We start from the raw sequence: 23,537 nt of genomic DNA, 5'->3' as shown, positions 1-23,537 counted from the left end.
GGTTCAGACCTGACCTTGCGCCGGGCCATACTGCGGCAGCAGCTGTGCCAGCTCGGCGCTGGTGCCGAAGAAGGTGGTCATGATGTTGTTCGCGCCAACGATCAGTGCCATTACCAGAACGAGGAAGATCATCGTACGGAAGAAGCCATTGAGGTCGCCGCCGAAGATCAGGACGCCCCCCGCGACCACGATGCCGATGATCGACACAGCGAAAGCAACAGGGCCGGTAACCGATTTTTGCAGCGAGGTCAGCCAGCTCTCATAGGGCAGCGAACCGCCGGTGCTGGAAGAGGCGAAGGCGTTTTCCGGAGCTACCATCACAGCCAGCATCAGGAAGCTGAAGGCCAGGTAGCCAAAGGTCTGGGCGTTAAAGCGGAACAGCGAAGTGTTGGCTTGCATGTGCGATATTTTCCTTAAAGGTTGCGCATGAGGTAACGGCCGTTTTCGTACCCGGAAACTTCGAGGATTTCCTGGACGCGACGGCCTTCTGGGGTTCTGGCGATGGAAATGACGACATGAACCGCTTCGCCAATCAGCGGCTCGATCTCGGCTGGGGCCGATTTGTTGCGGGAAACCAGGGATTTCAGGCGGGTCAGCCCCTCGCTGGCGCTGTTGGCGTGCAAGGTAGCCGCACCACCGGGGTGGCCGGTGTTCCAGGCATCGATCAGGTCGAGCGCCTCTTCGCCACGCACTTCACCGACCAGGATGCGATCCGGGCGCATGCGCAGGGAGGTTTTCAGCAGGTGAGTCATACTCACGTCCACGGTGGTGTGGTACTGCACGAAATTCTTCGCCGCGCATTGAATCTCGCCGGTGTCCTCGATGATGAACACGCGCTCGCTGGGGAACTCGACGACCATTTCGTTGATCACCGCGTTGACCAAGGTGGTCTTGCCGGTACCGGTACCACCAATCACCAGGATGTTGCGGTGCTCGCGGATGGCGCGCTTGATTGCATCGCACTGGGCAGGCGTCATGATCGACGATTCGACGTACTGGTCGAGGGTGTAGATGGCCACTGCCTTCTTGCGGATGGCGAACGTGGCCGCGCGCACGACCGGAGGCAGCTGGCCGGCGAAGCGCGAGCCGTCCAGCGGCCATTCGCCTTCGAGCAGCGGCTTGCTGCGGGTCACTTCCTTGCCATGGAAGCCGGCCACCGTCTTGATGATGGACTCGGCCTGCGCCGGGCGCAGGTCGCCAATGTGTTTCATTGGCTGGCCTAACTGCTCGAGCCAGAGTTTGCCGTCACCATTGCACATCAGCTCGACGGTCTGAGGATCGTTGAGCGCATCAATAATGAGCGGGCCGGCATCGCGCTCCAGCTTTTTCCTGGCGCGATCTTTCAAGCTGGCAGTTTCTGCAGTTTCCACACTAAATCGTCCATGAAATTGATGCCCGACTCCGTTCTTGGGAAGGGCATTTAAGCTTCCTGCTGCAGCTCATCGAACTTTGGCTGAATCGAAGCCTTTTTGGCTCCATCGAACTGGCGATCGAGCAAAAACTCTGCTGATCAATGAGCGGCCTTTTAGAAAGGCGCGGAGATTACCGGAGCGAATTTTCCTACACAATTAGTACCAAAATGCCACCATGCTGCCCCACCAAGACCGCTCTGAATGGGCGTAAATCAAGGCTCTAGCGCTCTGTCGCATCAATTCGTGATGGAATTGCCTTCACGTTTTGCTAGAAAAACATGACGCAGTTCACATTTAACCGCGACGTATTCTTACCTGACTTGCGCATGAACTCGAGCAGTTCACCAATCAAGGTCCTATTGTGATCACGCGTAACTATTCAAAGACCAACAACCCATCAGAGTAATGGCAACTGGCTACCTGGAGGACTGAACTTCGTACAGTCAAGTACTTGGGAATCTCGCCCTTCGAAATCCAGTTTGCGCAGGGTCTTGGCGAAGCGTTGAGCCAGCAATTCGGCAAATACCCCTTCACCGCGCATGCGCACACCAAATCGGCTGTCATACAGCTCGCCACCCCGGCTCTGGCGAATCAGGCTCAACACATGCGCCGCCCGCTGCGGGTAGTGGTCCTGAAGCCATTGCTCGAATAACGGCGCCACCTCCAGCGGCAGGCGCAACATCATGTAGGCCGCGCTCTGGGCACCTGCCTCCCTGGCGGCCTCCAGCAACCGTTCCAGTTCACTGTCGTTGATCATTGGAATCATCGGCGAACACAACACGCCCACGGGCACCCCCGCCTCGCGCAACACGCGGATCGCTCGCAAGCGCGCCTTGGGTGACGCCGCACGCGGTTCCAGCACCCGTTTCAGGTCATCGTCCAGCGTGGTCAGGCTGATCATCACCCGCGCCAGGCGCTGGCGGGCCATCTCGGCGAGCAGGTCGAGGTCGCGTAACACCAGCGAACCCTTGGTGACGATGGTCACCGGGTGGCGAAAACGCAGCAGCACTTCAAGCAGGCGCCGGGTCAGCATTTGTTCCCGCTCGATTGGCTGGTACGGGTCGGTATTGGAACCCAGGTTGATCGGTGCGCACACATAACCCGGTTTACTCAATTGTTGCGCGAGCACTTCGGCGGCGTTGGTCTTGGCAATCAGCTTGGTCTCGAAATCCAGACCGGGGGAAAGGTCCCAGTAGGCGTGGGAAGGGCGGGCATAGCAGTAGATACAACCATGCTCGCAGCCACGGTAAGGGTTGATGGAGCGGTCGAAGGGCAGGTCGGGCGAGGTGTTGCGGCTGATCACCGACTTGGCCGTCTCGACTCGCACCTCGGTGCCCTGGGTTTGCGGCACCTCCTGGTACCAGCCATCATCCTCAGCCACCGAATGGCTGGGGGCAAAGCGGTTGTGCGGATTGTGCGCCGTGCCACGGCCCTTTTGCGGTGCTGGAGGAATCATGGCTTACCCCGGATACTGTATTCATATACAGTATCGTGCATGTCTGAATCTTGCCAGCACCTCCGGTCAGCGTGCCCTCACTTCAGGCCATGCCAACGCAGGTAAGGCTCCTGGCTCGCCTGTCGACCAAGGAACACCTCGATACTTTCACGCAACGGGCGCGATGCCCCCGGGGCAAGCAATGTCTCCTGCAGCGCCCGGCCTGTGGCCCGATCCAGCAGGCCTTGTGCCTCGAAGCGGGTGAACAGGTCCAGGGCGTGCACATCCGACCACAGATAGGCGTAATAGCCGGCATCGTAGCCATTCACCAGATGGTCGAAAGCGTGCGCCGGGTGTTCGAAATCAGCCAGTGGCCAGTAGCCACAGCGCTCACGGGCATCGCTCAGGCGCTGTTCGAGGGACCGGCCATCGTTCGGCGTGCCATGCAGGTCCAGGTCGAACAACGCCAGGCTCAGATCACGCGCGGTTTCCTCCACGCCTTGCTGCCGCAAGCGACGCAGGCACTCATCGACCCGCGCCCGGGTAAGCTGGCTGCCATCACGCTGGTGCGACGAGATCGCCACCAGGTAATCCGCGTCCCAGACCCAGCGCTCGAACAGCTTGCCGAACAGCTCCACGCCATCGGTCCCGAGTTCGGTGACGTTGGACATCACGTGGTTGGTCGTGCGCACCAGCAAGTGGTGCAAGGCATGGCCAAGCTCATGGAACAGCTTGCGCAGTGACAGATGGTCCAGCAACGGCTGGGTACCCGGCAGCGCTGCTGGCACGTCGCTGTAGACCACCACCGAGGCCGCCTGGTAGATCCCCTCGGCATCGACCCGGCGGTTGCGAATATAGGTGGTGAACACCGAGTCAGGCTCCTTGCTGGCATGCTGTACCGCGTCCAGGTAGAGGAAACCGATCAAGGCGTTGTCCTGCCACACCTCGAACGGTTGCACACTGTCATCCCAGGTTGCCAGCGGCCTGGGCTGCAGCGTCACGCCAAACAGCTTCTCCGCCAACTGTTGCAACGCGCTGACCACGGCATTCAGCGGGAAGTATTCGCGCAAGGCTTCGGTGGAAAGCTCCGTGCGCGACGAGGCCTGCAGATAGGCAATGTCCCAGGGTTGAATATTCTCCAACCCCTTGGCTGCGGCCTGGCGCTGCATGTCTGCGCGCCACTGCAGCATGGCCGGCAGCACATGGTCGGCCAGGTCATGAAGAAAGCCGCGCACCTGGGCAACCGAACCCGCGCTCTTTACATGCAGGCTCTGCTCCAGATGGCTGGCAAAGCCGAGCAGGTGGGCCTTTTCTTCCCGCAGCCTCGCCAGTTGCTCCAGGTGCGAGCGATTGTCCTGCTGCAGGCCAAGGCCAACGCCTCGGGTGTTGTAAGCCCGGTACACGCGCTCACGCAGTTGCCGATTGTCGGCATGTTTGAGCACGGCATCGGTGGCCACGCTTTCACAGGCAATCAACCAACCCGGCTCACCCGCCTCCTGTGCCCTTGCAGCCAGCTCTTCACGGATGCGTCGAGGAACACCGCTCAGTTCGGATTCATCCGAGATGCTCAACCCTGGCCGGTTTATGTTGCTGCGAAACGCCTCGCGCCCGGCGCCAATCTGTTTCTGCAGTTCGGCCAGACGCACCTTGCCTGCAGGGTCGAGCAATGCACCACTGGAGGCGAACTTGTGCAAATGCCAGCGCAACGTGGCGCGTTTCTGTGCATCCAGCTGCTTGCCGATGTCGCTGTTGGCCAAGCGCTCGTACAGGGTTTGCAGTGCGGAGTTGGTGAACTTTCGTTCAAACCGCTCTGTGGCCTTGGCGAAGAAGTCGAAGATGGCCCCAGCCCAGGTTTCATCCCGACCAATCAATGGCGAGGCGGCATACAACACCGCCAGCAGCTGGCTATCCAGCCCGTCCACCGCCAGCACCATGTCATCCCAGGTTGGCAATGCCTGCTGGTCGCGGATGATGCGTTCGATACCTTGCTCGTGTGCCAACAGCACGTAGTCGAAGGCAGCTTGCATGTTTTGAAGCGTGATCGACGGATAATCGACGGGGGTGTGGCTGTTTTGCAGAAGGGGATTGTCCATGGTGCAACACCTTGCTCGTAGAAAAGAGCAGGCGAGCTTGCATGGCAAGCGTGCAGCGGGCGCCCTGAATATCTACCACCCGGGCATGCAAGCCCGGGTGGCATGACAGCATTATTCAGCCGGCTTCTTCAGCTTCGGGTTGGGGAAGAACTGCACCGTCTGTACTTTGGCCGGCGCGGCTTTCGGTTCCAGATGGTTGACCCGGGTGCCGAGTTCCTTCGGCACCGACAAGCCCTGCTCGTTGAGGGTGTCGGTAAAGCCGCAGGCCACGCATTCGCGGTGCGGTACGCCGTCTTCGTTCCACATCATCAACTTGTCGGGTTCGCTGCACGCCGGGCATACCGCCCCGGCAATGAAGCGTTTCTTGGTCTTGTTCACGGCTACCTCGCTCATGCTGCAGCGTCCTCGCTCAGGCCACTATGGCGCAGCAAGGCATCGATGGAAGGCTCACGGCCACGGAAATCGACGAACAGCTCCATCGGCTCGCGCGAACCACCGCGTGCCAGGATCGCCTCGCGGAAGGCGCGACCAGTCTCGGCGTTCAGCACACCTTCTTCCTCGAAGCGCGAGAAGGCGTCAGCCGAAAGTACTTCGGCCCACTTGTAGCTGTAGTAGCCCGCCGCGTAACCACCCGCGAAGATGTGCGCAAAGCTGTTGGGGAAGCGGTTGTACGCCGGTGGGCGCATGACCGACACCTCGTCGCGTACGCCTTCGAGCACCTGCAGCACGCTGCGGCCGTCACCATGGGTGGCATGCAGCTCGAAGTCGAACAGCGAGAACTCCAGCTGTCGCACCATCATCATGCCCGACTGGAAGTTCTTCGCCGCCAGCATCTTGTCCAGCAGGTCCTGGGGCAGGGGGGCACCGGTTTCGTAATGGGCGGAGATCAGTGCCAGGCCTTCCGGCTCCCAGCACCAGTTTTCCATGAACTGGCTGGGCAGCTCGACCGCGTCCCAGGCCACGCCGTTGATGCCGGATACGCCGGCATGCTCGATGCGGGTCAGCATGTGGTGCAGGCCGTGGCCGAACTCGTGGAACAAGGTGGTGACTTCATCGTGGGTCAACAGCGCCGGCTTGCCGGGCGCGGCCGGGGTGAAGTTGCACACCAGGTTGGCCACCGGGCTCTGCAACTGGCCAGCGGCGGTGCGGCGACGGTCACGCGCGCCATCCATCCAGGCGCCGCCACGCTTGTTGGCGCGGGCGTAGAGGTCGAAGAAGAAGCGGCCGATTTGCTGGCCGTTTTCCTTGATCTCGAACAGGCGCACATCCGGGTGCCAGCTGTCGAAGCCCTTGAGCTCGGTGATCTCGATGCCGTACAGGCGCTGCACGATGCTGAACAAGCCGCCCAGCACCTTGTCGATCGGGAAGTAGGCGCGCAGGGCTTCCTGCGACACGCTGTAGCGCTGCTCACGCAGCTTCTCGCCGAAGTAGCCGGCGTCCCAGCTGGCCAACTCAGGGCAGCCCTGCTCGGCGGCAAAGGCCTTGAGCTGCTCCAGGTCCTGGGCGGCGAACGGCTTGGAACGCTTGGCCAGGTCACGCAGGAAGCTCAGCACCTGGTCGCTGGACTCGGCCATCTTGGTGGCCAGGCTCAGCTCGGCGTAGTTCTTGTAGCCCAGCAGTTCGGCCAGCTCCTGGCGCAGGCCGAGGATTTCCTGCATCACCGGGCCGTTGTCGAACTGGCCGGCATTCGGGCCCTGGTCCGAGGCACGGGTACAGTAGGCGGCGTACAGCTCTTCGCGCAGTGCACGGTCGCTGGCGTAGGTCATCACCGCGTAGTAGCTGGGAAACTCCAGGGTGATCAGCCAGCCGTCGAGGCCCTTGGCCTGGGCAGCGGCGGCCATCTGCGCCTTGGCCGAATCGGTCAGGCCGGCCAGCGCGGCTTCGTCGGTAACGTGCTTGGTCCAGGCCTGGGTGGCGTCGAGCAACTGGTTGGAGAACCGGCTACCCAGCTCGCTGAGCTTGCTCTGCACTTCGGCATAGCGCTGCTGTTTGTCCGCCGGCAGGTCGATACCCGACAGGCGGAAGTCACGCAGGGCGTGCTCGAGGATAGTCTTTTGCGCCACGTCGAAGCCGGCGGCTTCGGGGCTGGCGATCAGTGCCTGGTAGGCTTCGAACAGCGCACGGTTCTGGCCCAGTTCGGTAGAGTAGGCGCTCAGCGCCGGCAGGCACGACTCGTAGGCTTCGCGCAGTTGTGCGCTGTTGCACACCGCATTGAGGTGGCTGACCGGGCTCCAGGCGGCGCCCAGGCGGTCGTTCAGTTCGTCCATGGCCAGCACCAGGCCGGCCCAGGTAGGGTTCTTGCCCTGCTTTTCGAGGATCTCGGCAATGGCTTTACGGTTGTCGGCCAGGATCGCTTCGATCGCCGGCAACACGTGTTCGGCACGGATTTGCGAGAAGGGCGGCAGATCGTAGGACTGCAGAAGCGGGTTGTTCGCACTCACGGTTTGGATACCTTGGCAGAAGAAACACTGCCCCATCTTAATTACAATCGACGCCGACCGCAGCAGGCAGCCTGCCTATCGGCACAGATGAGAGACGCTATCATGGCCATCCGAAGCTTCCAGCAACACACTCCGAAAGTTGGGCCCAGGGCCTTCGTCGACCGGTCGGCGGTGGTGCTGGGCGATGTGGAAATCGGTGAAGACAGCTCGGTCTGGCCGTTGACCGTGGTACGCGGCGACATGCACCGCATCCGTATCGGCGCGCGCACCAGCGTGCAGGACGGCAGCGTGCTGCACATCACCCATGCCGGCCCATTCAACCCGGACGGCTTCCCGCTGATCATTGGCGACGAAGTGACCATCGGCCACAAGGTCATGCTGCATGGCTGTACCCTGGGCAATCGCATCCTGGTCGGCATGGGCAGCACCGTCATGGACGGCGCCATCGTCGAGGATGAGGTGATCATCGGCGCCGGCAGCCTGGTGCCCCCAGGCAAGCGCCTGGTCAGTGGCTACCTGTACATGGGCAGCCCGGTGAAACAGGCCCGGCTGCTGAACGACCAGGAGCGCGCGTTCTTTTCCTACAGCGCCAGCAATTACGTGAAGCTCAAGGACCAGCATTTGGCCGAGGGCTACGATCAACCTGAATGACCGCATTCGCGGGCTTGCCCGCTCCCACAGGTCTAGTGGAGCCTTCCAGGCCAGCGCTGTACCTGTGGGAGCGGGCGAGCCCGCGAAGCAGGCCACGCAGCACTCAAGTGGAACCCAGTAAATGCACCAGCAGAACATCCTGTTCGACCTCGACGGCACCCTGACCGACCCGCGCCAGGGCATCACCCGCTCGATCCAGTACGCCTTGGCCAAGCTAGGCATCGACGAGCCGGACCTGACCCGCCTCGAACACTTCATCGGCCCACCCCTGCTGCAGGCTTTCATGCAGTTTTACAACTTCGACGAAGCCAAGGCCTGGGATGCGGTGAACTTCTATCGTGAACGCTTCAGCGTCACCGGACTGTACGAAAACCTGGTGTTCGACGGTGTGCCGGAGCTGCTCGATGCGCTGAGCGGCCAAGGCCGCACGCTGTATATTGCCACCTCCAAACCTTGGAAATTCGCTCGCGAAATCGCCCGTCACTTTGCCTTCGACCACCACTTCAAGGTGATCTATGGCAGTGAACTGGACGGCACGCGCACCAACAAGGTCGAGCTGATTCGCCACCTGCTGGATGAGGAGCGCCTGGACCCGGCGCAGACGCTGATGATCGGCGATCGCAAGCATGACCTGATCGGTGCACGCAGCAATGGTTTGCAGGCAGTGGCGGTGGGGTACGGGTTTGGTAGCCAGGAAGAGCTGATGGCGGAAGAACCGGCATTCCACTTTGCTACCTTGGCCGAGATGCATCAGGCATTTCTCAAGGCTTGATGGCCATGGGGGCTGCTTTGCAGCCCATCGCCGGCAAGCCAGCTCCCACAGGTACTGCGCATGACTTGAAATCGGTGCGGTCGGGGTGGGAGTTGGCTTGCCGACGATGGGCCGCAAAGCGGCCCCAAAAACTCACAGGTTAGCCATCAACCTCTGCAACACAGCCTTCCTTTCAGCGATCGGCAACCTTCCCAGTTGCTCAACCCGCTCGTAAAACCGCCGCCAGTCCCCGCCAACCTCGCGGAACACCACCGCAAACGCCGGCACCCACTGGTCATACAGCCCGAACGGCAACAACTTGGCATTGCTCATCGGCCCATACATCCAGGCGTCATAGCGCTTGTCACCACCCCACTGGGCATCACGCACCTGCCGGTATTCCCGCCTTAGACGTTCGAACTCCGCCTGCTTGGCAGCCCGCTTCTGCACATCACCCAGAGGCCCTGCATAAATCGCCTGCAGCCGCTCGCGGCTGGCCAGCACCAGCCGAATGAACTGCTCACGCTGCTTCCCCCGCTCCCCGTCAGAGGCAGCCAGGCCTCGCGCCACGCGCCATTGCCGCGTGCCTTCCTGTTCGACGAAGGAGGCAAACGACTCGTTGAACTCGGTATCGTCCTGCACATAGAAGCGCTGGTGGGCCAGCTCATGGAAGATCAGTGTGGCCAGGCGCTCGTCGCTCCAGCCCACCATCGATGACAGAATCGGGTCGTCGAACCAGCCCAGCGTCGAATAAGCCTCCACGCCGCCCACGTACACATCCATGCCGTCCTGGCGCATCAGCGCTGCCGCCCCACGCGCCGCGCCTTGTTGGTAATAGCCGCGGTAGGCCACACACCCCGCGATCGGGAAGCAGTGCGTCACTGGCTGCAACGACAGCTCGGGGGTGGCGAACACGTTCCACACCACATAGGGCCGGCCAATGTCGGCATACACCCGGTAGCTGCGGTTATCCGGCAGCTTCAGCTGCTGGCTGGCAAATAACCGCGCCTGCCTGGCGTGCTCCAGTCGTGCGCGCAATTGCGTTGAAGTGGCCGGGTTGGCCACTACCTGCTCCACCGGCTGCCGTGCGCGTAGCAGCTGCCACTGGCCCTCGGCCAGCTGCCCATAGTAGGCCACGCTGCTACAACCGTTCAGCAGGAGCACCGCCAGCAGGGGAACCAAACGGCTAAAAACGAGGTCGAGTGGCCCAGGGCCTGAGCGCTGCACAAGAATAAGTCGAAGCATCCGCAACTGTCTGACTCGCTCATGGCCGATTCACGCCAAGACTATCTCGCCAAGGGGGCGTTTCGCCATGCGTGCACTGTTGGTCACCAGCTCACTGTTGCTGATATCCGCCTGTTCGACCCTGCCAGACCCGGACCCGAACCAGGCCTGGATCGACCTCACGCCCTACGACAACACCTCGCTGCACGCCGTGCAGGTAGATGAACGCGACTGGGCCGACAACCGTTACTTCGAAGTACCGCCCGGCAGCCACGAGCTGACCGTGCGCTACCAGTTCCCGGTTACTCCAAGCAATATCGGCCCGGTCGAAGAGCCTTTGTGGCGGGATTGCCAGGTCAAGCTGACCTTCAAGGATTTCAGTGCCGGCCAGCGCTACCAGCTGCAGGCTGGCAGCATCGGCTTCCGCCCCTGGATCAAACTCTACGACCATCAGCAAAAACTGGTTGGCCAAGGTTTGCCTGCAGGCTGCCAACGCACCTGAATCGCACAAACGGCGCTATGCTTGTAGCGTGTAAATCGCAAGCGGGAGTCTTGCCATGCGCCAGCCCATGATGCTGATGGCCCTCAGTGCACTGGGGGCTTGCGCCAGCCCCTTGCCGCCCGTCGACCCCAAGCAGGCCTGGGTCGACCTGTACACCATAACCCCCGGCAGGGTGATCATGGCCGACCGCCTTGATGGCAAACGACTGGAGGATGGCCGTTACTTCCAGGTGACGCCGGGCAAGCACGAACTGGTAGTGCGCTTCGATTATGAGATCAAGGGGGGTGGCCTCACGACCCAGCCCAGGGACCGTACGTGCTACCTGACCGTGCGTTTTGACAACTTCAAGGCCGGTGAGCGCTATCGCCTGGAGGCACGGGCGCCGGTGATGGAGCCGCAGGTGCTGCTGTATGACGGCAGCCGCAAGGTGGTGGTGAACGAACCTAGCGAGGTGTTCTGCATTCCTTGATCAGGGGCCGCTTCGCAGCCCATTCGCAGCATAGGGCTGCTACAAAGATCGCGTATTTCCTGTAGGAGCAGCCTTGCGCTGCGAATGGGCCGCAAAGCGGCCCCAGGCTCCAGGACTCACCGATCATTCTTCTGATAAATGATTTTTTTGGTCCCACCATCACAGGTCCCGACGACCATGTTCGGGTCCTTGACCTCACTGTTGGGCACGATTTCCAGGGTATAGGACGAAACCCCCTGGGCCTGGATCTTGGCCTCGATCTCGGCTTTGAGCTCTTCGCACGGCTTGACCGCCGCCAGCGTAGACGTGGCGACCAGGGAAGCCAACACGGCGATTGCGACGCGAATCATGAAACGGCTCCTGAAAGGGCAGCGTGCTGCCGACGCTGTCTAGACTACAACAAACCGCCCTCATTGCACTGCTTCAACCCACCAACGCCGCATCCAGGCTGATCTTCGCGTTCAGCACCTTGGACACCGGGCACCCGGCCTTGGCCTTCTCGGCAATCTGCAAGAACTGCGCTTCACTCGCCCCGGGCACCTTGGCCCTGAGTACCAGGTGCACTGCGGTAATGGCAAAGCCGTCAGCCTGCTTGTCGAGCGTCACTTCGGCAGCGGTGTCAATCCTGTCCGGGGTGAACCCCGCTTCGCCCAGCATCATCGACAGTGCCATCGAGAAGCAGCCAGCGTGCGCCGCGCCGATCAGCTCCTCCGGGTTGGTCCCGGGCGAGCCCTCGAAACGGGTGTTGAAGCCGTAGGGGTTCTGCTTGAGCGCGCCACTTTCGGTAGAAAGCAGGCCTTTGCCGTCCTTCAGGCCACCTTGCCAGATCGCCGATGCTGTCTTTTTCATGATGCCTCCTGGTCTCGGGTTACATACTTAAGGCTTCAGAGGCCAGCCGCCTACAGCAAGTTCAGAGCAATCGCACGGCAAGCATTGAATCCGGCGAATGTGCCCATACAGAGTTGAAAAGGCCTGTGGCCAAACACCTTTGCGGAGGCTCCATGACGCAGTTGCGTGACCTGAAGATTTCCACCCTCGACCTGGTGCCGGTACGCGCCGATGCCGGCCCGGCGCAGTCGCTGCGCAACTCGCTGGACCTGGCGCAGCACGTCGAGCGCTTTGGCTACAACCGCTTCTGGGTAGCCGAGCACCACAACATGGACGGCATCGCCAGTTCGGCGACTTCGGTGCTGATCGGCTACCTGGCCGGGGGCACCTCGAGCATTCGCGTGGGCTCTGGCGGGGTCATGCTGCCCAACCATGCGCCGCTGGTGATCGCCGAACAATTCGGCACCCTGGCCAGCCTGTATCCGGGGCGTATCGACCTGGGGCTGGGCCGCGCGCCGGGCTCCGACCAGATGACTGCCTACGCCCTGCGTCGCGACCGCGCTGGCGGCCCGGATGACTTCCCGGATGATGTCGAGGAACTGTCACGCTATCTTGGCCCGCGTACCGATGATCAAAAAGTGATCGCTGTGCCTGGGCACGACACCGATGTGCCCATGTGGCTGCTGGGTTCCAGCCTGTTCAGCGCCCAGTTGGCGGGTATGCGCGGCATGCCCTACGCCTTCGCCTCGCACTTCGCACCACGCCTGATGCATGAGGCGATCCGCGTGTACCGCAACCACTTCAAGCCGTCGACCACATTGGACAAGCCGTATGTGATGCTGGGCATTCCCATGGTAGTGGCAGAAACTGACGAAAAGGCCGAGTACCTGGCCACCTCCGTGTACCAGCGCATCCTCGCGCTGATTCGCGGGCAGAGCCTGATGCAGAAGCCGCCAGTGGAAAGCATGGATGGGCTGTGGCTACCCCATGAACGGGACGCGGTGGGCAGCTTCCTCGGCCTGGCGATGATCGGCAGCCCGCAGAAAGTGCGGGCCAAGGTGGAAGTGCTGCTAGAGCAGACCGGCGCGGATGAGCTGATCTTTACCTGTGATTTGTATGAGCATGCGGACCGGATCCGGTCCTATGAACTGATGGCGCAGGCGCTCAAGACCGCGTGACCTTCTTCGCGGGCTTGCCCGCTCCCACAGGGACTGCACAGATGCTGAAACCTGTGCAGCCCCTGTGGGAGCGGGCGAGCCCGCGAAGAAGCCAACGCGTTAACCGCGGCGGTACACAATCTCCTTGGTACCCGCCTCGCAGGTTCCGATCACCTTGCCGGCCGGGTCCCCCTTGTCGACGATCTCCAGCTTGTAGCCGGTGACCCCCTTGGCATCCAGCTTGGCCGCAATTTCTGCCTTGAGCTCCTCACACGGCTTGCCTGCTGCCAGCGCACCACCGGCCAGGGTCATCAGGCCCAGCGCCAGAATCAGTTTGTTCATCACTCGCTTTCCTTGTGCAGATGAAATCAGAAAGGGCACCCGCCAAGGCGCCCCTTTCCTGAATACCCCATCATGCCGGGCTCATCCAGCCCGGCAGTGTTTCAGCTATTGGCGATACGGAAGCCGACCTTCAGCGTGACCTGGAAGTGCGCCGCCTTGTTGTCGCGGATATGGCCACGGGTATCTATCACTTCGAACCACTCCAGATGCTTGATGCTCTTGCCGGCTTCGGCCAGGGCATTGTTGATCGCCTCTTCGATGCTGGTGGTCGAAGACCCCACCAGTTCGATCTTCTTGTAGGTGTGATGATCGGTCATGAGCGCTCTCCTTGGATGATGGTGAAATTGAGCCTAGCAGCGCAGGCCGGGTTTACCTGCGAGCGGTCACCCTAGGCGAAAGTTCGATCGCACTTTCGCTTCGCTTGGCAGTCGCAACCTCTACAGCCCACAACGCGAAGGAGAGTCAATATGCACCGCAATTCGCTGCGTAAAACGTCCCTGGAAAGCATGGAAGCCGAAATCGAGAGCCTTCTGAAAAGTCTGGAGAACCTCAAGCATGACGCGTCGGAAGAATCCCAGAAGTCGGTGAAGGCCATCCGCAGCAACGCCGAAAACGCCCTTCGGCATTCCCGTAGCCTGCTGAGCGATGCCTACGAGGAAGTGAAGCAGCGGACCCGCCAGACCGGCATCGCCACCCGTGATTACGCCCAGGAACACCCGTACACCACTGCGGGTGTTGCCATCGGCGCACTGGGCCTGCTGGCGGCGTACCTGATGTGTAAACGTAACTAAGCGCCCTGGCGCGCCAGTTCCGCCCTTAACCACTGCGCCAACTGCTCGGCGCGCCCGTCCGCGGCGCGCCTGGGCACCCATAGGGCCAGCGCCGCAGGGGTAGGTGAAAAACCCCATGGGGCACTCAAACGGCCCGCCCGCAGGTCATCGGCGACCAGAGGCTGCGGCGCAATCGCCACACCCAACCCGGCCACGGCAGCTTCCAGCAGGTAATACAGGTGCTCGAAAGCCTGGCCATAGTGAAGGGCCGCCGGCTCCAGCCCCTGTTCCAGCGCCCAGGTGGGCCAAGCCTGCGGGCGGGAGGTGGTGTGCAGCAAGGCTTCGCCCAGCAAGGCCTTGGCCGGCGCAGCCTGCAAGCGCTCGAAACCGGCGAAATGCGGGCTGAGCACCGGCCCGATGCGTTCCTCGGCCAGTACATGCACCTGCATGTCCATCGGCCATGGCGGCTCGGCATATACCAGCAGCGCATCCAGCCCTGGCCGTCGCGGGTCCAGGTCCCCTTCACCGGCCGACAGGTGCAGGCGCAGTTCAGGCAAGTCCGCCTGCAGCCGCCCCAATCGCGGGATGAACCAGCGCGCCAGCAGGCTGCCCGAGCAGCCCAGCACGAATGGCGCCTCGCTGACGTCGCGGCTGAGCTCGGCGCACACGCTGCGCAAGCGGTCGAAGGCTTCGCCACTGGCATCGCGCAGGCGTATGCCGGCATCTGTGAGTTTGATGCCACGCCCGTCCTTAACGAAGAGCGCTACGCCCAGGTGCTCTTCAAGCACCTTGATCTGCCGACTGACGGCGCCATGGGTGACATGCAGCGCTTCCGCCGCCTGGCTGACGCTGTTAAGCCTGGCGGTGGCCTCGAAGGCCCGCAGGGCGTTGAGGGGAGGGAGGTCGTGGGCCATGGTACCTGTGAGTTTTTCTGACAAGTTTGCGCAATCTTATCGGTTTTCAGCCGGGCGTGCCGTGGTTAGAGTAAAGCCCATCACTCATTCATTACGCCCTGGAGCGCCCCATGACCCAGTCCCAATACCGCCCCGGCCCCGACGCCAACGGCCTGTTCGGCTCGTTCGGCGGCCGCTACGTGGCCGAAACCCTGATGCCACTGGTGCTGGACCTGGCTCGCGAATACGAAGCGGCAAAGGCAGACCCCAAGTTCCTCGAAGAGCTGGCCTACTTCCAGCGCGACTACATCGGCCGCCCCAACCCGCTGTACTTCGCCGAGCGCCTGACCGAGCATTGCGGCGGCGCGAAGATCTTCTTCAAGCGTGAAGAGCTCAACCACACCGGCGCGCACAAGGTGAACAACTGCATCGGCCAGGTGTTGCTGGCCAAGCGCATGGGCAAGAAGCGCCTGATCGCCGAAACCGGCGCCGGCATGCACGGCGTGGCCACCGCTACCGTCGCGGCCCGCTTCGGCCTGCCTTGCGTGATCTACATGGGCGCCACCGACATCGAGCGCCAGCAGGCCAACGTGTTCCGCATGAAACTGCTGGGCGCCGAAATCGTCCCGGTCACCGCCGGCACCGGCACCCTGAAAGACGCCATGAACGAGGCACTGCGCGACTGGGTCACCAACGTAGAAGACACCTTCTACCTGATCGGCACCGTCGCCGGCCCGCACCCGTACCCGGCCATGGTCCGCGACTTCCAGTCGATCATCGGCAAGGAGACCCGCGCCCAGTTGCAAGAGAAGGAAGGCCGCCTGCCAGGACAGCCTGGTCGCCTGCGTCGGCGGTGGTTCCAACGCCATGGGCCTGTTCCATGAATTCCTCGAAGAACCCAGCGTGCAGATCATCGGTGTCGAAGCCGGTGGCCACGGCGTGCACACCGACAAGCACGCGGCCAGCCTGAACGGTGGCGTACCGGGCGTGCTGCACGGTAACCGCACCTACCTGCTGCAGGACGAAGACGGTCAGATCACCGACGCCCACTCGATTTCCGCTGGCCTGGACTACCCGGGCATCGGCCCGGAGCACGCCTACCTGCACGAAGTGAAGCGTGTCGAGTACGTCAGCATCACCGACGACGAAGCGCTGGATGCGTTCCACGCCACCTGCCGCCTGGAAGGCATCATCCCGGCCCTGGAAAGCTCCCACGCCCTGGCCGAGGCGATCAAGCGCGCACCGAAGCTGCCCAAGGACCACCTGATGGTCGTGTGCCTGTCGGGCCGCGGCGACAAAGACATGCAAACCGTCATGAACCACATGGCCGCCCAGGAGAAACAGGCATGAGCCGTCTTGAACAACGCTTCGCCGAGCTGAAGGCCGAAGGCCGCTCGGCACTGGTCACCTTCGTCACCGCGGGCGATCCGGGCTATGACGCCTCGCTGCAGATCCTCAAGGGCCTGCCGGCTGCCGGTGCCGACGTGATCGAGCTGGGCATGCCTTTCACCGACCCGATGGCCGACGGCGTGGCCATCCAGCTGGCCACCCTGCGTGCCCTGGAAGCCGGCCAGACCCTGGCCAAGACCTTGCAGATGGTTCGCGAATTCCGTGTGGATAACCAGACCACACCGATCGTACTGATGGGCTACTACAACCCGATCCACCGCTTTGGCGTGGAAAAGTTCGTCGCCGAAGCCAAGCAAGCCGGCGTCGATGGCCTGATCATCGTCGACCTGCCGCCAGAGCACGACGCCGAGCTGGCGACCCCGGCCCAGGCCGCAGGCATCGACTTCATCCGCCTGACCACTCCGACCACCGACGACGCGCGCCTGCCGCGCGTGCTGGAGCGCAGCTCCGGATTTGTCTACTACGTGTCGGTAGCCGGTGTGACCGGCGCTGGCTCGGCGACCACCGAGCACGTGACCGAAGCCATTGCCCGCCTGCGTCGGCATACCGATCTGCCGATCAGCGTTGGTTTCGGCATTCGTACGCCGGAGCAGGCTGCGGCCATTGCCCGCCTGTCTGACGGCGTGGTGGTGGGCTCGGCGCTGGTCGACAAGATTGCCCAGGCCAAGAGTGCCGAGCAGGCGGTGAGTGATGTATTGAGCCTGTGCTCGGCACTGGCTGAAGGGGTGCGCGGCGCCCGTCGTTAAACCGCGTCGCCTTCATCGCCGGCAAGCCGGCTCCCACAGGTACAGCGCCGCCCTCAGGCCCTGTGATATCCCTGTGGGAGCTGGCTTGCCGGCGATGAGGCCAGTACAGACTATGAAGATCTAACCCCCAAACATCGACAGATCCAGCGGCCGCACCGCCCCCATCCAGATCGCATGGTCCCGGTGGTCCGCCAGTTCATCCCCGGTTAACGGGTGCATGAACACCACCAACCCCTTCCGATACAGCGCCAACCACGGCAGCACCACCCCCACAAACTCTGGCTCGAAGGCCAGCTGGCAGCTCCAGTCCGGGTGCGGCCCCACGGGTTTCTGGTGCATGCGCCCCATGCTCACGGGAAACAGACGCGCCGCCTCTTCACACAGTTCACGGGCCTGGTCCATGGTCGCTGCGTTGTAGTAAACATGGGCGTGGTAACCCTTGATCCTCTGCACGATAACTCCTGATTGCGGTCCAACCATCACCACCTGCAAAGGGAGTGATGCAGTGAAAAACGCCGAAACCCCAGTGTTCAAACTGGTCCTGTTCGGGCCTGACAGCAGCCTGGGCAATGCCCTGATGGTAGAGCTGTTGTCGCGCCAGCACGAAGTCACCGCCGTGGTCGACGACCTCAACCGCTATGCGCCGCGTCCTGGCCTGCATTTCAAGATAGGCGGGCTGAGCGATGCCGACCAGGCGGAGCAGGGCGCGGCAGGCGGCTCGGCGGTCATTGCCCTGTTGTCGACGCTGGCGCCGGGCGATCTGCCCAGGCAAGCCCGCATGAGCGAGGCGCTGGTGGCGGGGCTTAAGCGTACGACTATACGCCGGCTGTTGCTGGTGGGCGATTTCGATGTGCTGGATGAGCCGGGCAAGTACAGCGAGGCAGAGCGGGAATGTGTGGACCAGGTAGTGGACGGGTTACAGCGCAGTGCGTTGCACTGGACGCTGATCAATGCCCCGCAGGAACTGGCTGGGTTGGGGATGGAGCATTTTCGCAGCACCGAAGGGACGCTGGAGCCGGGGTTGGCTGAGCCGTTGCGGCACCTGGCCAGGGTCGCGGCGGGGGTGGTGGACATGCTGGAGCTGGACTTGCACCGAGGCGAGCACCTGAACTTCGTGGTCTAGATTGCCGGGGCTGCTGCGCAGCCCATCGCGACACAAGGCCGCTCCTACACGGGCCGGCCTTTGTAGGAGCGGCCTTGTGTCGCGATGGGCCGCAAAGCGGCCCCAAAATCTCAAAGGCTACGTTCCTGCTCCAACCAATCCACGAACCGCTCGATCAACGCCCCACGCCGCTTGCGTGGTGGCAGCACCGCGTAATACCCGCGCGCCGAGCGCAAACTCCCCTCCAACGGCCGGCATAGCAACCCTTGCTCCACCAGCCCATCCACCAGGTGCCCCCAGCCAATCGCCACCCCTTGCCCGGCAATCGCGGCCTGGATCAGCAACGTATAGTTATCAAACCGCAACTGCCCGGCCGGCGGCGGGCTGGCCACGCCAAACCCGCGAAACACCCCCGCCCAATCAAACCAGCGGCTAGCCTGCTCGCCCTTCAAATGCAGCAAGGGCAATCGTTGCAAAGCCGCGGCTGACAAGGTTTTGCCATGAATCAGCCGCGGGCTGCACACCGGAAAAACCTCCTCATCGAACAGCCAGCGGCTCTCGCCCTGGTGAAAGCGCCCGTCGCCAAACAGCACCGCCACATCGATGTCCGGGCGCAACATGCCCTGGCTGCGCTCACCGGTCACCAGGCTCACATCCACCTGTGGATAAGCCTCGTGAAAACGCTGCAGCCGTGGCATCAGCCAGAACGCCGCAAAGGCGAAGTCGGTAGCCACCTGCAGCACTTCGCGCTGGCCGCGCCCACTGGCCTGGGCAATGCCGTCCTCCATGGCCTGCAGGCCCTGATGCACCTGTTCGAACAGCACCTGGCCAGCCTCGGTCAGCTCGATACCCCGGTAAATGCGGTCGAACAACCGCGTGCCCAGCTGTGCCTCCAGCCGTTTGACTTGCTGGCTCACCGCCGGCTGCGTGGTGCCCAGCTCCAGTGCCGCAGCGGTAAAGCCACGCAACCGTGCGGCAGCCTCGAACACGCGCAGTGTATCCAGCGACAATTTGGCAAGGTGTTCAAACATAAGCAGGGCTAATCCCAGTCATTGCCCGCCATGGGCTTTACCCATGTTATCCACAGTCGCATCTTGGTAGGCAAGCGGTTCGCATAACCCTCAACGATGGAAGCCACCATGACGCGCCCAAATATCCTGTTCATCATGGCCGACCAGATGGCCGCGCCCTTGCTGCCGATCTACGCCTCTTCGCCAATCCAGATGCCGCACCTGAGCCGCCTTGCCGAACAAGCGGTGGTGTTCGACTCGGCCTACTGCAACAGCCCGTTGTGCGCACCATCGCGCTTCACCCTGGTCAGCGGGCAATTGCCCAGTCGCATCGGCGCCTACGACAACGCCGCCGACTTCCCTGCCGACGTGCCAACCTACGCTCACTACCTGCGCCGCCTGGGCTACCGCACCGCGCTCTCTGGCAAGATGCACTTCTGCGGCCCGGACCAGCTGCATGGCTACGAGGAACGCCTTACCAGCGATATCTACCCGGCCGACTACGGCTGGGCGGTGAACTGGGATGAACCAGACGTGCGCCCGAGTTGGTACCACAACATGTCCTCGGTGCTGCAGGCCGGCCCGTGCGTGCGTACCAACCAGCTGGATTTCGACGAGGAAGTGGTCTTCAAGGCGCGCCAGTACCTGTACGACCATGTGCGCGAAAACGATGGTCGGCCGTTCTGCCTCACCGTGTCGATGACCCACCCGCACGACCCGTACACCATCCCCAAACGCTACTGGGATCGCTACGAGGGTGTGGATATCCCCATGCCCCGTGCCGAATTCAACCAGGCAGAACTCGACCCGCACTCGCAGCGCCTGCTGAAGGTCTATGACCTGTGGAACAAGCCGCTGCCTGTGGACAAGATTCGCGATGCCCGCCGTGCCTACTTCGGCGCCTGCAGCTACATCGACGACAACATCGGCCTGCTGCTGCAGACCCTGGAGGAATGCAACCTGGCCGATGACACCCTGATCGTGTTCTCCGGCGACCACGGCGACATGCTGGGTGAGCGTGGCCTCTGGTACAAGATGCACTGGTTCGAGATGTCGGCGCGCGTGCCGCTGCTGGTGCACGCGCCCAAGCGCTACGCGCCAGCCCGGGTGAGCGCCTCGGTATCGACCTGCGACCTGCTGCCGACCCTGGTCGAGCTGGCTGGCGGCGCTGTGGATAACCACCTGCACCTGGACGGCCGCTCGTTGGTCGGCCACCTGCAAGGGCAGGGCGGCCATGACGAAGTGATCGGCGAGTACATGGCCGAAGGCACCGTCGGCCCGCTGATGATGATTCGCCGCGGGCCGTACAAGTTCGTGTACAGCGAAGACGACCCATGCCTACTCTACGACCTGAGCCGCGACCCGCACGAGCGGGAGAACCTCACCGGCAGCCCGGAACACCAGGCGCTGCTGCAGGCATTTGTCGCTGAAGCACAGCAGCGCTGGGATATCCCCAGCCTGCGCCAGCAGGTTCTGGTCAGCCAGCGGCGCCGCCGCCTGGTAGCCGAGGCGCTGGCCATCGGCAAGCTGAAAAGCTGGGACCACCAACCGCTGGTGGATGCCAGCCAACAGTACATGCGCAACCACATCGATCTCGACGACCTCGAGCGCAAGGCACGTTATCCACAGCCCGCCCCCTTGGATTGAGAAGAGAGGCCGCCATGCACAAGTTCTCCGCCACCGTATTCGCCCTGGCCCTGAGCCTGAGTACCGCCGCAGCCTACGCCGCCGACAGCGACGCGCAATGCACCACCGTGAAGATGGCAGACCCCGGCTGGAGCGATATCGCCACGACCAACGCCGTGGCCCGCCTGCTGCTGGAAAGCCTGGGTTACCAGGTGAAGATCGACAGCCTGGCCGTGCCGATCATCTACGGCGGCCTCAAGGATGGCCGCGTCGATGCCTTCCTCGGCAACTGGATGCCGGCACAGCAGGGCTTTCATGACAAGTTCATCGCCAACGGCGATGTGCAGCAACTTTCACGCAACCTGGAAGGAACCGAGTTCACCCTGGCAGTGCCCGACTATGTGTGGAATGCCGGGGTGAAAGATTTCGCCGACTTGCAGAAGCACGCCGACCAGTTCGACAACAAGCTGTACGGGATTGGCTCGGGCGCACCGGCCAACCTGTCGCTGAAGCAAATCATCGACAACAACGAATTCAACCTCGGCCAGTGGAAGCTGGTGGAGTCCAGCGAGCAGGCGATGCTGGCCCAGGTCGACCGGGCGGTGAAGAAGCAGCAGTTCATCACCTTTCTCGGCTGGACCCCTCACCCGATGAACGTGAAGTTGAAAATGCATTACCTGACGGGTGGGGAGAAGTGGTTCGGCAGCAAGGGCGAGGTGTACACCCTGACCCGCAAGGGTTATCCACAAGCCTGCCCGAATGCGGCGAAGCTGCTGGGTAACCTGAAGTTCACATTGGACATGGAAAACACCATCATGGCCGAGGTTGTGGACAAGAAGATCAGCTTCGATGAAGCGGCCAAGGCTTGGGTGAAGGCGCACCCCGAGTTGCTGGAAGGGTGGTTGGCCGGGGTGACGACCAAGGCCGATGGCAATTGCGCTGGAGGCCGTCAAAGCCAAACTGTAACCTCACAAGCAAACCTCTATCCCTGTGGGAGCGGGCATGCCCGCGAACACCGGCGAAGCCGGTGCCATCCACCGCGGCGGCTTCTTCGCGGGCGCGCCCGCTCCCACAGGGATTGGTGAAACAGTAAGGAATGTGGATAACCCATGCATCGCCTCGCTCACCTGCTGCCCTTCCTCTCCTGGCTCCCCCGCCAATCGGGCCGCAGCCTGCGCCAGGACCTGCTGGTGGGCCTAAGCGGTGCCATCCTCGCCCTGCCGCAATCCATCGCCTATGCCCTGATCGCCGGCCTGCCCGCCGAATACGGCCTGTACGCCGCCATCGTGCCAGTGCTGATCGCCTGCCTGTGGGGCTCGTCCTGGCACCTGATCTGCGGCCCGACCGCCGCCATCTCCATCGTCCTCTACGCCAGCATCAGCCCGCTGGCCGTGGCCGGCAGCGCCGACTACGTCACCCTGGTGCTGCTGCTGACCTTCCTCGGCGGCATCTTCCAGCTGCTACTGGGGCTTTTGCGCTTCGGCGCTCTGGTGAATTTTGTCTCCCATTCCGTGGTGCTCGGCTTCACCTTGGGCGCCGCTGTCGTCATTGCCCTGGGCCAGTTGCCCAACTTGTTGGGCATGGACCTGCCAAGCCAGGCCACGGCGCTGAAGACCGTGCAAGACCTGGCCAGCCATGCCGGCGAGGTCGACCTGCCGTCCTTGTTTCTTGGCCTGGCCACGGTGGTGATCGGCGTGGCCTTCAAACTCTGGCGCCCACGCTGGCCGAGCCTGTTGATAAGCCTGATCCTGGTCAGCCTGCTGGCCTGGCTGCTGCCCGGCTTTTTTGGCCATGTGCCACGGGTGCCTGCGTTCACCGGCCAACTACCGCCCTTCAGCCCGCTGCCCCTGCTGGATGTGGAACTGATCCTGCGCCTGCTGCCCAGCGCCGTGGCGGTGGGCATGCTCGGGCTGGTCACCAGCCTGTCGATCGCCCGCTCGTTGTCGGCACGTTCGGAGCAGTTGATCGACGCAGACCAGGAAATACGCGCACAAGGTCTGTCGAACATAGTCGGTGCGTTGTTCTCCGGTTACCTGTCTTCTGGCTCCTTCACCCGTTCCGGGCTGAGCTACGACGCCGGCGCCCGCTCGCCCATGGCCGGGGTTTTCTCAGCGTTATGGGTGGCGGTGTTCGCCGTTGCCGGGGCCGGGCTGATCGCGCACCTGCCGATCCCGGCCATGGCCGGCAGTATTCTGCTGATTTGCTGGGGTCTGGTGGACCACCGGGGGATTCGAGCGCTGTTCCGGGTCAGCCGCTCCGAGTTTTTGGTAATGGCGCTGACGGCGGCAGCGACCTTGTTGCTGGAGCTGCAGACGGCGATCTATGCCGGGGTGCTGGCGTCGCTGTTCTTCTACCTGAAGCGCACCTCGCGACCACGGGTGCAACAAAGCCGTGAAGGGGAGGCGGATGTGCTGCGGGTGGGCGGGTCGATCTTCTTTGGTGCTGCGCATTATCTGCAAGTGCGCTTGCAGCGCTGCCAGGGGCCGCATGTGGTGATCGATGCCCGGCAGGTGAATTTCATCGATTACTCGGGTGTGGATATGTTGCACCGCGAGGCGCGGCGGTTGCGGCGGGCGGGCGGGAGTCTGACCTTGCACCGGGCCAGGCCGCAGGTGATCGAGGAGTTGCAGAAGCTGGAAGGGGTGGAGCTTTGTCCGATCCGGTTTGAAGAGTGA

24 protein-coding genes and 2 pseudogenes are annotated in these 23,537 nt (G+C 62.7%); 12 read left to right on the top strand and 14 right to left on the bottom strand.

The features are described from left to right. Positions 1 to 3 precede the first annotated feature (3 nt). From trbC to prlC, 6 genes are all read right to left on the bottom strand, one after another. The gene (gene trbC, locus QIY50_10930; protein ID WGV22629.1) at positions 4 to 399 is read right to left on the bottom strand and encodes a conjugal transfer system pilin TrbC; all 396 of its coding nucleotides are present in this window, start codon (positions 397 to 399) and stop codon (positions 4 to 6) included. A gap of 14 nt (positions 400 to 413) precedes the next feature. Beyond that, positions 414 to 1,370, bottom strand: a complete 957-nt coding sequence (gene trbB, locus QIY50_10925) for a P-type conjugative transfer ATPase TrbB (protein ID WGV22628.1) — start codon at positions 1,368 to 1,370, stop codon at positions 414 to 416. A 439-nt stretch (positions 1,371 to 1,809) separates the two neighbouring features. Continuing rightward, positions 1,810 to 2,868 (bottom strand): PA0069 family radical SAM protein, encoded by a 1,059-nt coding sequence (locus tag QIY50_10920; protein WGV22627.1) that lies wholly within the window; start codon positions 2,866 to 2,868, stop codon positions 1,810 to 1,812. Positions 2,869 to 2,945: 77 nt separating this feature from the next. Further along, a complete protein-coding gene (locus QIY50_10915) occupies positions 2,946 to 4,940 on the bottom strand; it encodes a M3 family metallopeptidase (protein ID WGV22626.1) in 1,995 nt (664 codons plus the stop codon). 111 nt (positions 4,941 to 5,051) lie between these two features. Next, on the bottom strand, positions 5,052 to 5,333 hold the full coding sequence (locus QIY50_10910) for a YheV family putative zinc ribbon protein (protein WGV22625.1): 282 nt from the start codon (positions 5,331 to 5,333) through the stop codon (positions 5,052 to 5,054). Then, positions 5,330 to 7,417, bottom strand: coding sequence for an oligopeptidase A (gene prlC, locus QIY50_10905; protein WGV22624.1), 2,088 nt, complete (start codon positions 7,415 to 7,417; stop codon positions 5,330 to 5,332). Before prlC ends, QIY50_10910 begins: the two co-directional genes overlap by 4 nt. A gap of 66 nt (positions 7,418 to 7,483) precedes the next feature. Here prlC and QIY50_10900 point away from each other — a divergent pair, with 66 nt between their 5' ends. Together QIY50_10900 and QIY50_10895 are read left to right on the top strand one after the other, a co-directional pair. Next, entirely contained in the window at positions 7,484 to 8,032 is a 549-nt protein-coding gene (locus QIY50_10900) for a gamma carbonic anhydrase family protein (protein ID WGV22623.1), read from the top strand. Between the two features lie 121 nt (positions 8,033 to 8,153). Further along, the gene (locus QIY50_10895) at positions 8,154 to 8,804 is read left to right on the top strand and encodes an HAD family hydrolase (protein WGV22622.1); all 651 of its coding nucleotides are present in this window, start codon (positions 8,154 to 8,156) and stop codon (positions 8,802 to 8,804) included. 132 nt (positions 8,805 to 8,936) lie between these two features. On the opposite strand, the gene QIY50_10890 is transcribed toward QIY50_10895, so the two are convergent. Beyond that, positions 8,937 to 10,010, bottom strand: a complete 1,074-nt coding sequence (locus QIY50_10890) for an aminopeptidase (GenBank protein WGV23038.1) — start codon at positions 10,008 to 10,010, stop codon at positions 8,937 to 8,939. Between the two features lie 85 nt (positions 10,011 to 10,095). On the opposite strand from QIY50_10890, the gene QIY50_10885 reads away from it, so the two are divergent. Both QIY50_10885 and QIY50_10880 read left to right on the top strand, forming a co-directional pair. Next, positions 10,096 to 10,509 (top strand): hypothetical protein, encoded by a 414-nt coding sequence (locus tag QIY50_10885; protein WGV22621.1) that lies wholly within the window; start codon positions 10,096 to 10,098, stop codon positions 10,507 to 10,509. 55 nt (positions 10,510 to 10,564) lie between these two features. Continuing rightward, positions 10,565 to 10,978: a hypothetical protein gene (locus QIY50_10880; protein WGV22620.1), complete on the top strand. Its 414-nt coding sequence runs from the start codon at positions 10,565 to 10,567 to the stop codon at positions 10,976 to 10,978. A 116-nt stretch (positions 10,979 to 11,094) separates the two neighbouring features. On the opposite strand, the gene QIY50_10875 is transcribed toward QIY50_10880, so the two are convergent. Further along, positions 11,095 to 11,328, bottom strand: a complete 234-nt coding sequence (locus tag QIY50_10875; protein WGV22619.1) for a DUF1161 domain-containing protein — start codon at positions 11,326 to 11,328, stop codon at positions 11,095 to 11,097. A 73-nt stretch (positions 11,329 to 11,401) separates the two neighbouring features. After that, on the bottom strand, positions 11,402 to 11,827 hold the full coding sequence (locus tag QIY50_10870; GenBank protein WGV22618.1) for an OsmC family protein: 426 nt from the start codon (positions 11,825 to 11,827) through the stop codon (positions 11,402 to 11,404). Between the two features lie 152 nt (positions 11,828 to 11,979). Here QIY50_10870 and QIY50_10865 point away from each other — a divergent pair, with 152 nt between their 5' ends. Beyond that, positions 11,980 to 12,984 carry an LLM class flavin-dependent oxidoreductase gene (locus QIY50_10865; protein ID WGV22617.1) on the top strand — a complete coding sequence of 335 codons (1,005 nt, stop codon included), beginning with the start codon at positions 11,980 to 11,982 and terminating at the stop codon, positions 12,982 to 12,984. A gap of 99 nt (positions 12,985 to 13,083) precedes the next feature. Here the strand turns inward: QIY50_10865 and QIY50_10860 are convergent, their stop codons facing one another. Both QIY50_10860 and QIY50_10855 read right to left on the bottom strand, forming a co-directional pair. Next, a complete protein-coding gene (locus QIY50_10860; GenBank protein ID WGV22616.1) occupies positions 13,084 to 13,305 on the bottom strand; it encodes a DUF1161 domain-containing protein in 222 nt (73 codons plus the stop codon). A gap of 101 nt (positions 13,306 to 13,406) precedes the next feature. Then, entirely contained in the window at positions 13,407 to 13,622 is a 216-nt protein-coding gene (locus QIY50_10855; GenBank protein ID WGV22615.1) for a dodecin family protein, read from the bottom strand. 150 nt (positions 13,623 to 13,772) lie between these two features. Between QIY50_10855 and QIY50_10850 the strand changes: the two genes are divergently transcribed. Beyond that, complete coding sequence (locus QIY50_10850; GenBank protein ID WGV22614.1) at positions 13,773 to 14,096, top strand: DUF883 family protein; 324 nt, start codon at positions 13,773 to 13,775, stop codon at positions 14,094 to 14,096. On the opposite strand, the gene QIY50_10845 is transcribed toward QIY50_10850, so the two are convergent. Beyond that, the gene (locus QIY50_10845) at positions 14,093 to 14,989 is read right to left on the bottom strand and encodes a LysR family transcriptional regulator (GenBank protein ID WGV22613.1); all 897 of its coding nucleotides are present in this window, start codon (positions 14,987 to 14,989) and stop codon (positions 14,093 to 14,095) included. The two genes, QIY50_10850 and QIY50_10845, sit on opposite strands and share 4 nt — an antisense overlap. 110 nt (positions 14,990 to 15,099) lie before the next feature. On the opposite strand from QIY50_10845, the pseudogene trpB reads away from it, so the two are divergent. Together trpB and trpA are read left to right on the top strand one after the other, a co-directional pair. After that, a pseudogene (gene trpB / locus QIY50_10840) lies at positions 15,100 to 16,318 on the top strand (tryptophan synthase subunit beta). Next, complete coding sequence (gene trpA / locus QIY50_10835; protein WGV22612.1) at positions 16,315 to 17,124, top strand: tryptophan synthase subunit alpha; 810 nt, start codon at positions 16,315 to 16,317, stop codon at positions 17,122 to 17,124. The pseudogene trpB and the gene trpA overlap by 4 nt, the downstream one beginning before the upstream one ends. Positions 17,125 to 17,244: 120 nt before the next feature. Here the strand turns inward: trpA and QIY50_10830 are convergent, their stop codons facing one another. Beyond that, complete coding sequence (locus tag QIY50_10830) at positions 17,245 to 17,577, bottom strand: DOPA 4,5-dioxygenase family protein (GenBank protein ID WGV22611.1); 333 nt, start codon at positions 17,575 to 17,577, stop codon at positions 17,245 to 17,247. A gap of 52 nt (positions 17,578 to 17,629) precedes the next feature. Between QIY50_10830 and QIY50_10825 the strand changes: the two genes are divergently transcribed. Further along, positions 17,630 to 18,247 carry an NAD(P)H-binding protein gene (locus tag QIY50_10825; protein ID WGV22610.1) on the top strand — a complete coding sequence of 206 codons (618 nt, stop codon included), beginning with the start codon at positions 17,630 to 17,632 and terminating at the stop codon, positions 18,245 to 18,247. A gap of 110 nt (positions 18,248 to 18,357) precedes the next feature. Here the strand turns inward: QIY50_10825 and QIY50_10820 are convergent, their stop codons facing one another. Next, a complete protein-coding gene (locus tag QIY50_10820) occupies positions 18,358 to 19,257 on the bottom strand; it encodes a LysR family transcriptional regulator (GenBank protein WGV22609.1) in 900 nt (299 codons plus the stop codon). Between the two features lie 108 nt (positions 19,258 to 19,365). On the opposite strand from QIY50_10820, the gene betC reads away from it, so the two are divergent. The 3 genes and pseudogenes from betC (at position 19,366) to QIY50_10805 (ending at position 23,537) form a co-directional block, all read left to right on the top strand. After that, positions 19,366 to 20,883 carry a choline-sulfatase gene (gene betC, locus QIY50_10815; GenBank protein ID WGV22608.1) on the top strand — a complete coding sequence of 506 codons (1,518 nt, stop codon included), beginning with the start codon at positions 19,366 to 19,368 and terminating at the stop codon, positions 20,881 to 20,883. A 14-nt stretch (positions 20,884 to 20,897) separates the two neighbouring features. Beyond that, positions 20,898 to 21,828, top strand: a pseudogene (choX, locus tag QIY50_10810) (choline ABC transporter substrate-binding protein). A gap of 143 nt (positions 21,829 to 21,971) precedes the next feature. Then, the gene (locus tag QIY50_10805) at positions 21,972 to 23,537 is read left to right on the top strand and encodes a SulP family inorganic anion transporter (protein WGV22607.1); all 1,566 of its coding nucleotides are present in this window, start codon (positions 21,972 to 21,974) and stop codon (positions 23,535 to 23,537) included.

Origin of the sequence: Pseudomonas putida (assembly GCA_029953615.1) — a bacterium.
GTDB lineage: Bacteria > Pseudomonadota > Gammaproteobacteria > Pseudomonadales > Pseudomonadaceae > Aquipseudomonas.
This window is presented reverse-complemented; position numbering and strand designations above follow the sequence as displayed.

What these genes read in the sequence shown, in the direction of transcription:
- trbC (WGV22629.1), bottom strand. Translation starts at nt 399, where the DNA reads ATGCAAGCCAACACTTCGCTGTTCCGCTTTAACGCCCAGACCTTTGGC.
- QIY50_10920 (WGV22627.1), bottom strand. Translation starts at nt 2,868, where the DNA reads ATGATTCCTCCAGCACCGCAAAAGGGCCGTGGCACGGCGCACAATCCG.
- QIY50_10915 (WGV22626.1), bottom strand. Translation starts at nt 4,940, where the DNA reads ATGGACAATCCCCTTCTGCAAAACAGCCACACCCCCGTCGATTATCCG.
- QIY50_10910 (WGV22625.1), bottom strand. Translation starts at nt 5,333, where the DNA reads ATGAGCGAGGTAGCCGTGAACAAGACCAAGAAACGCTTCATTGCCGGG.
- prlC (WGV22624.1), bottom strand. Translation starts at nt 7,417, where the DNA reads ATGGGGCAGTGTTTCTTCTGCCAAGGTATCCAAACCGTGAGTGCGAAC.
- QIY50_10900 (WGV22623.1), top strand. Translation starts at nt 7,484, where the DNA reads ATGGCCATCCGAAGCTTCCAGCAACACACTCCGAAAGTTGGGCCCAGG.
- QIY50_10895 (WGV22622.1), top strand. Translation starts at nt 8,154, where the DNA reads ATGCACCAGCAGAACATCCTGTTCGACCTCGACGGCACCCTGACCGAC.
- QIY50_10885 (WGV22621.1), top strand. Translation starts at nt 10,096, where the DNA reads ATGCGTGCACTGTTGGTCACCAGCTCACTGTTGCTGATATCCGCCTGT.
- QIY50_10880 (WGV22620.1), top strand. Translation starts at nt 10,565, where the DNA reads ATGCGCCAGCCCATGATGCTGATGGCCCTCAGTGCACTGGGGGCTTGC.
- QIY50_10875 (WGV22619.1), bottom strand. Translation starts at nt 11,328, where the DNA reads ATGATTCGCGTCGCAATCGCCGTGTTGGCTTCCCTGGTCGCCACGTCT.
- QIY50_10870 (WGV22618.1), bottom strand. Translation starts at nt 11,827, where the DNA reads ATGAAAAAGACAGCATCGGCGATCTGGCAAGGTGGCCTGAAGGACGGC.
- QIY50_10865 (WGV22617.1), top strand. Translation starts at nt 11,980, where the DNA reads ATGACGCAGTTGCGTGACCTGAAGATTTCCACCCTCGACCTGGTGCCG.
- QIY50_10860 (WGV22616.1), bottom strand. Translation starts at nt 13,305, where the DNA reads ATGAACAAACTGATTCTGGCGCTGGGCCTGATGACCCTGGCCGGTGGT.
- QIY50_10855 (WGV22615.1), bottom strand. Translation starts at nt 13,622, where the DNA reads ATGACCGATCATCACACCTACAAGAAGATCGAACTGGTGGGGTCTTCG.
- QIY50_10850 (WGV22614.1), top strand. Translation starts at nt 13,773, where the DNA reads ATGCACCGCAATTCGCTGCGTAAAACGTCCCTGGAAAGCATGGAAGCC.
- QIY50_10845 (WGV22613.1), bottom strand. Translation starts at nt 14,989, where the DNA reads ATGGCCCACGACCTCCCTCCCCTCAACGCCCTGCGGGCCTTCGAGGCC.
- trpA (WGV22612.1), top strand. Translation starts at nt 16,315, where the DNA reads ATGAGCCGTCTTGAACAACGCTTCGCCGAGCTGAAGGCCGAAGGCCGC.
- QIY50_10820 (WGV22609.1), bottom strand. Translation starts at nt 19,257, where the DNA reads ATGTTTGAACACCTTGCCAAATTGTCGCTGGATACACTGCGCGTGTTC.
- betC (WGV22608.1), top strand. Translation starts at nt 19,366, where the DNA reads ATGACGCGCCCAAATATCCTGTTCATCATGGCCGACCAGATGGCCGCG.
- QIY50_10805 (WGV22607.1), top strand. Translation starts at nt 21,972, where the DNA reads ATGCATCGCCTCGCTCACCTGCTGCCCTTCCTCTCCTGGCTCCCCCGC.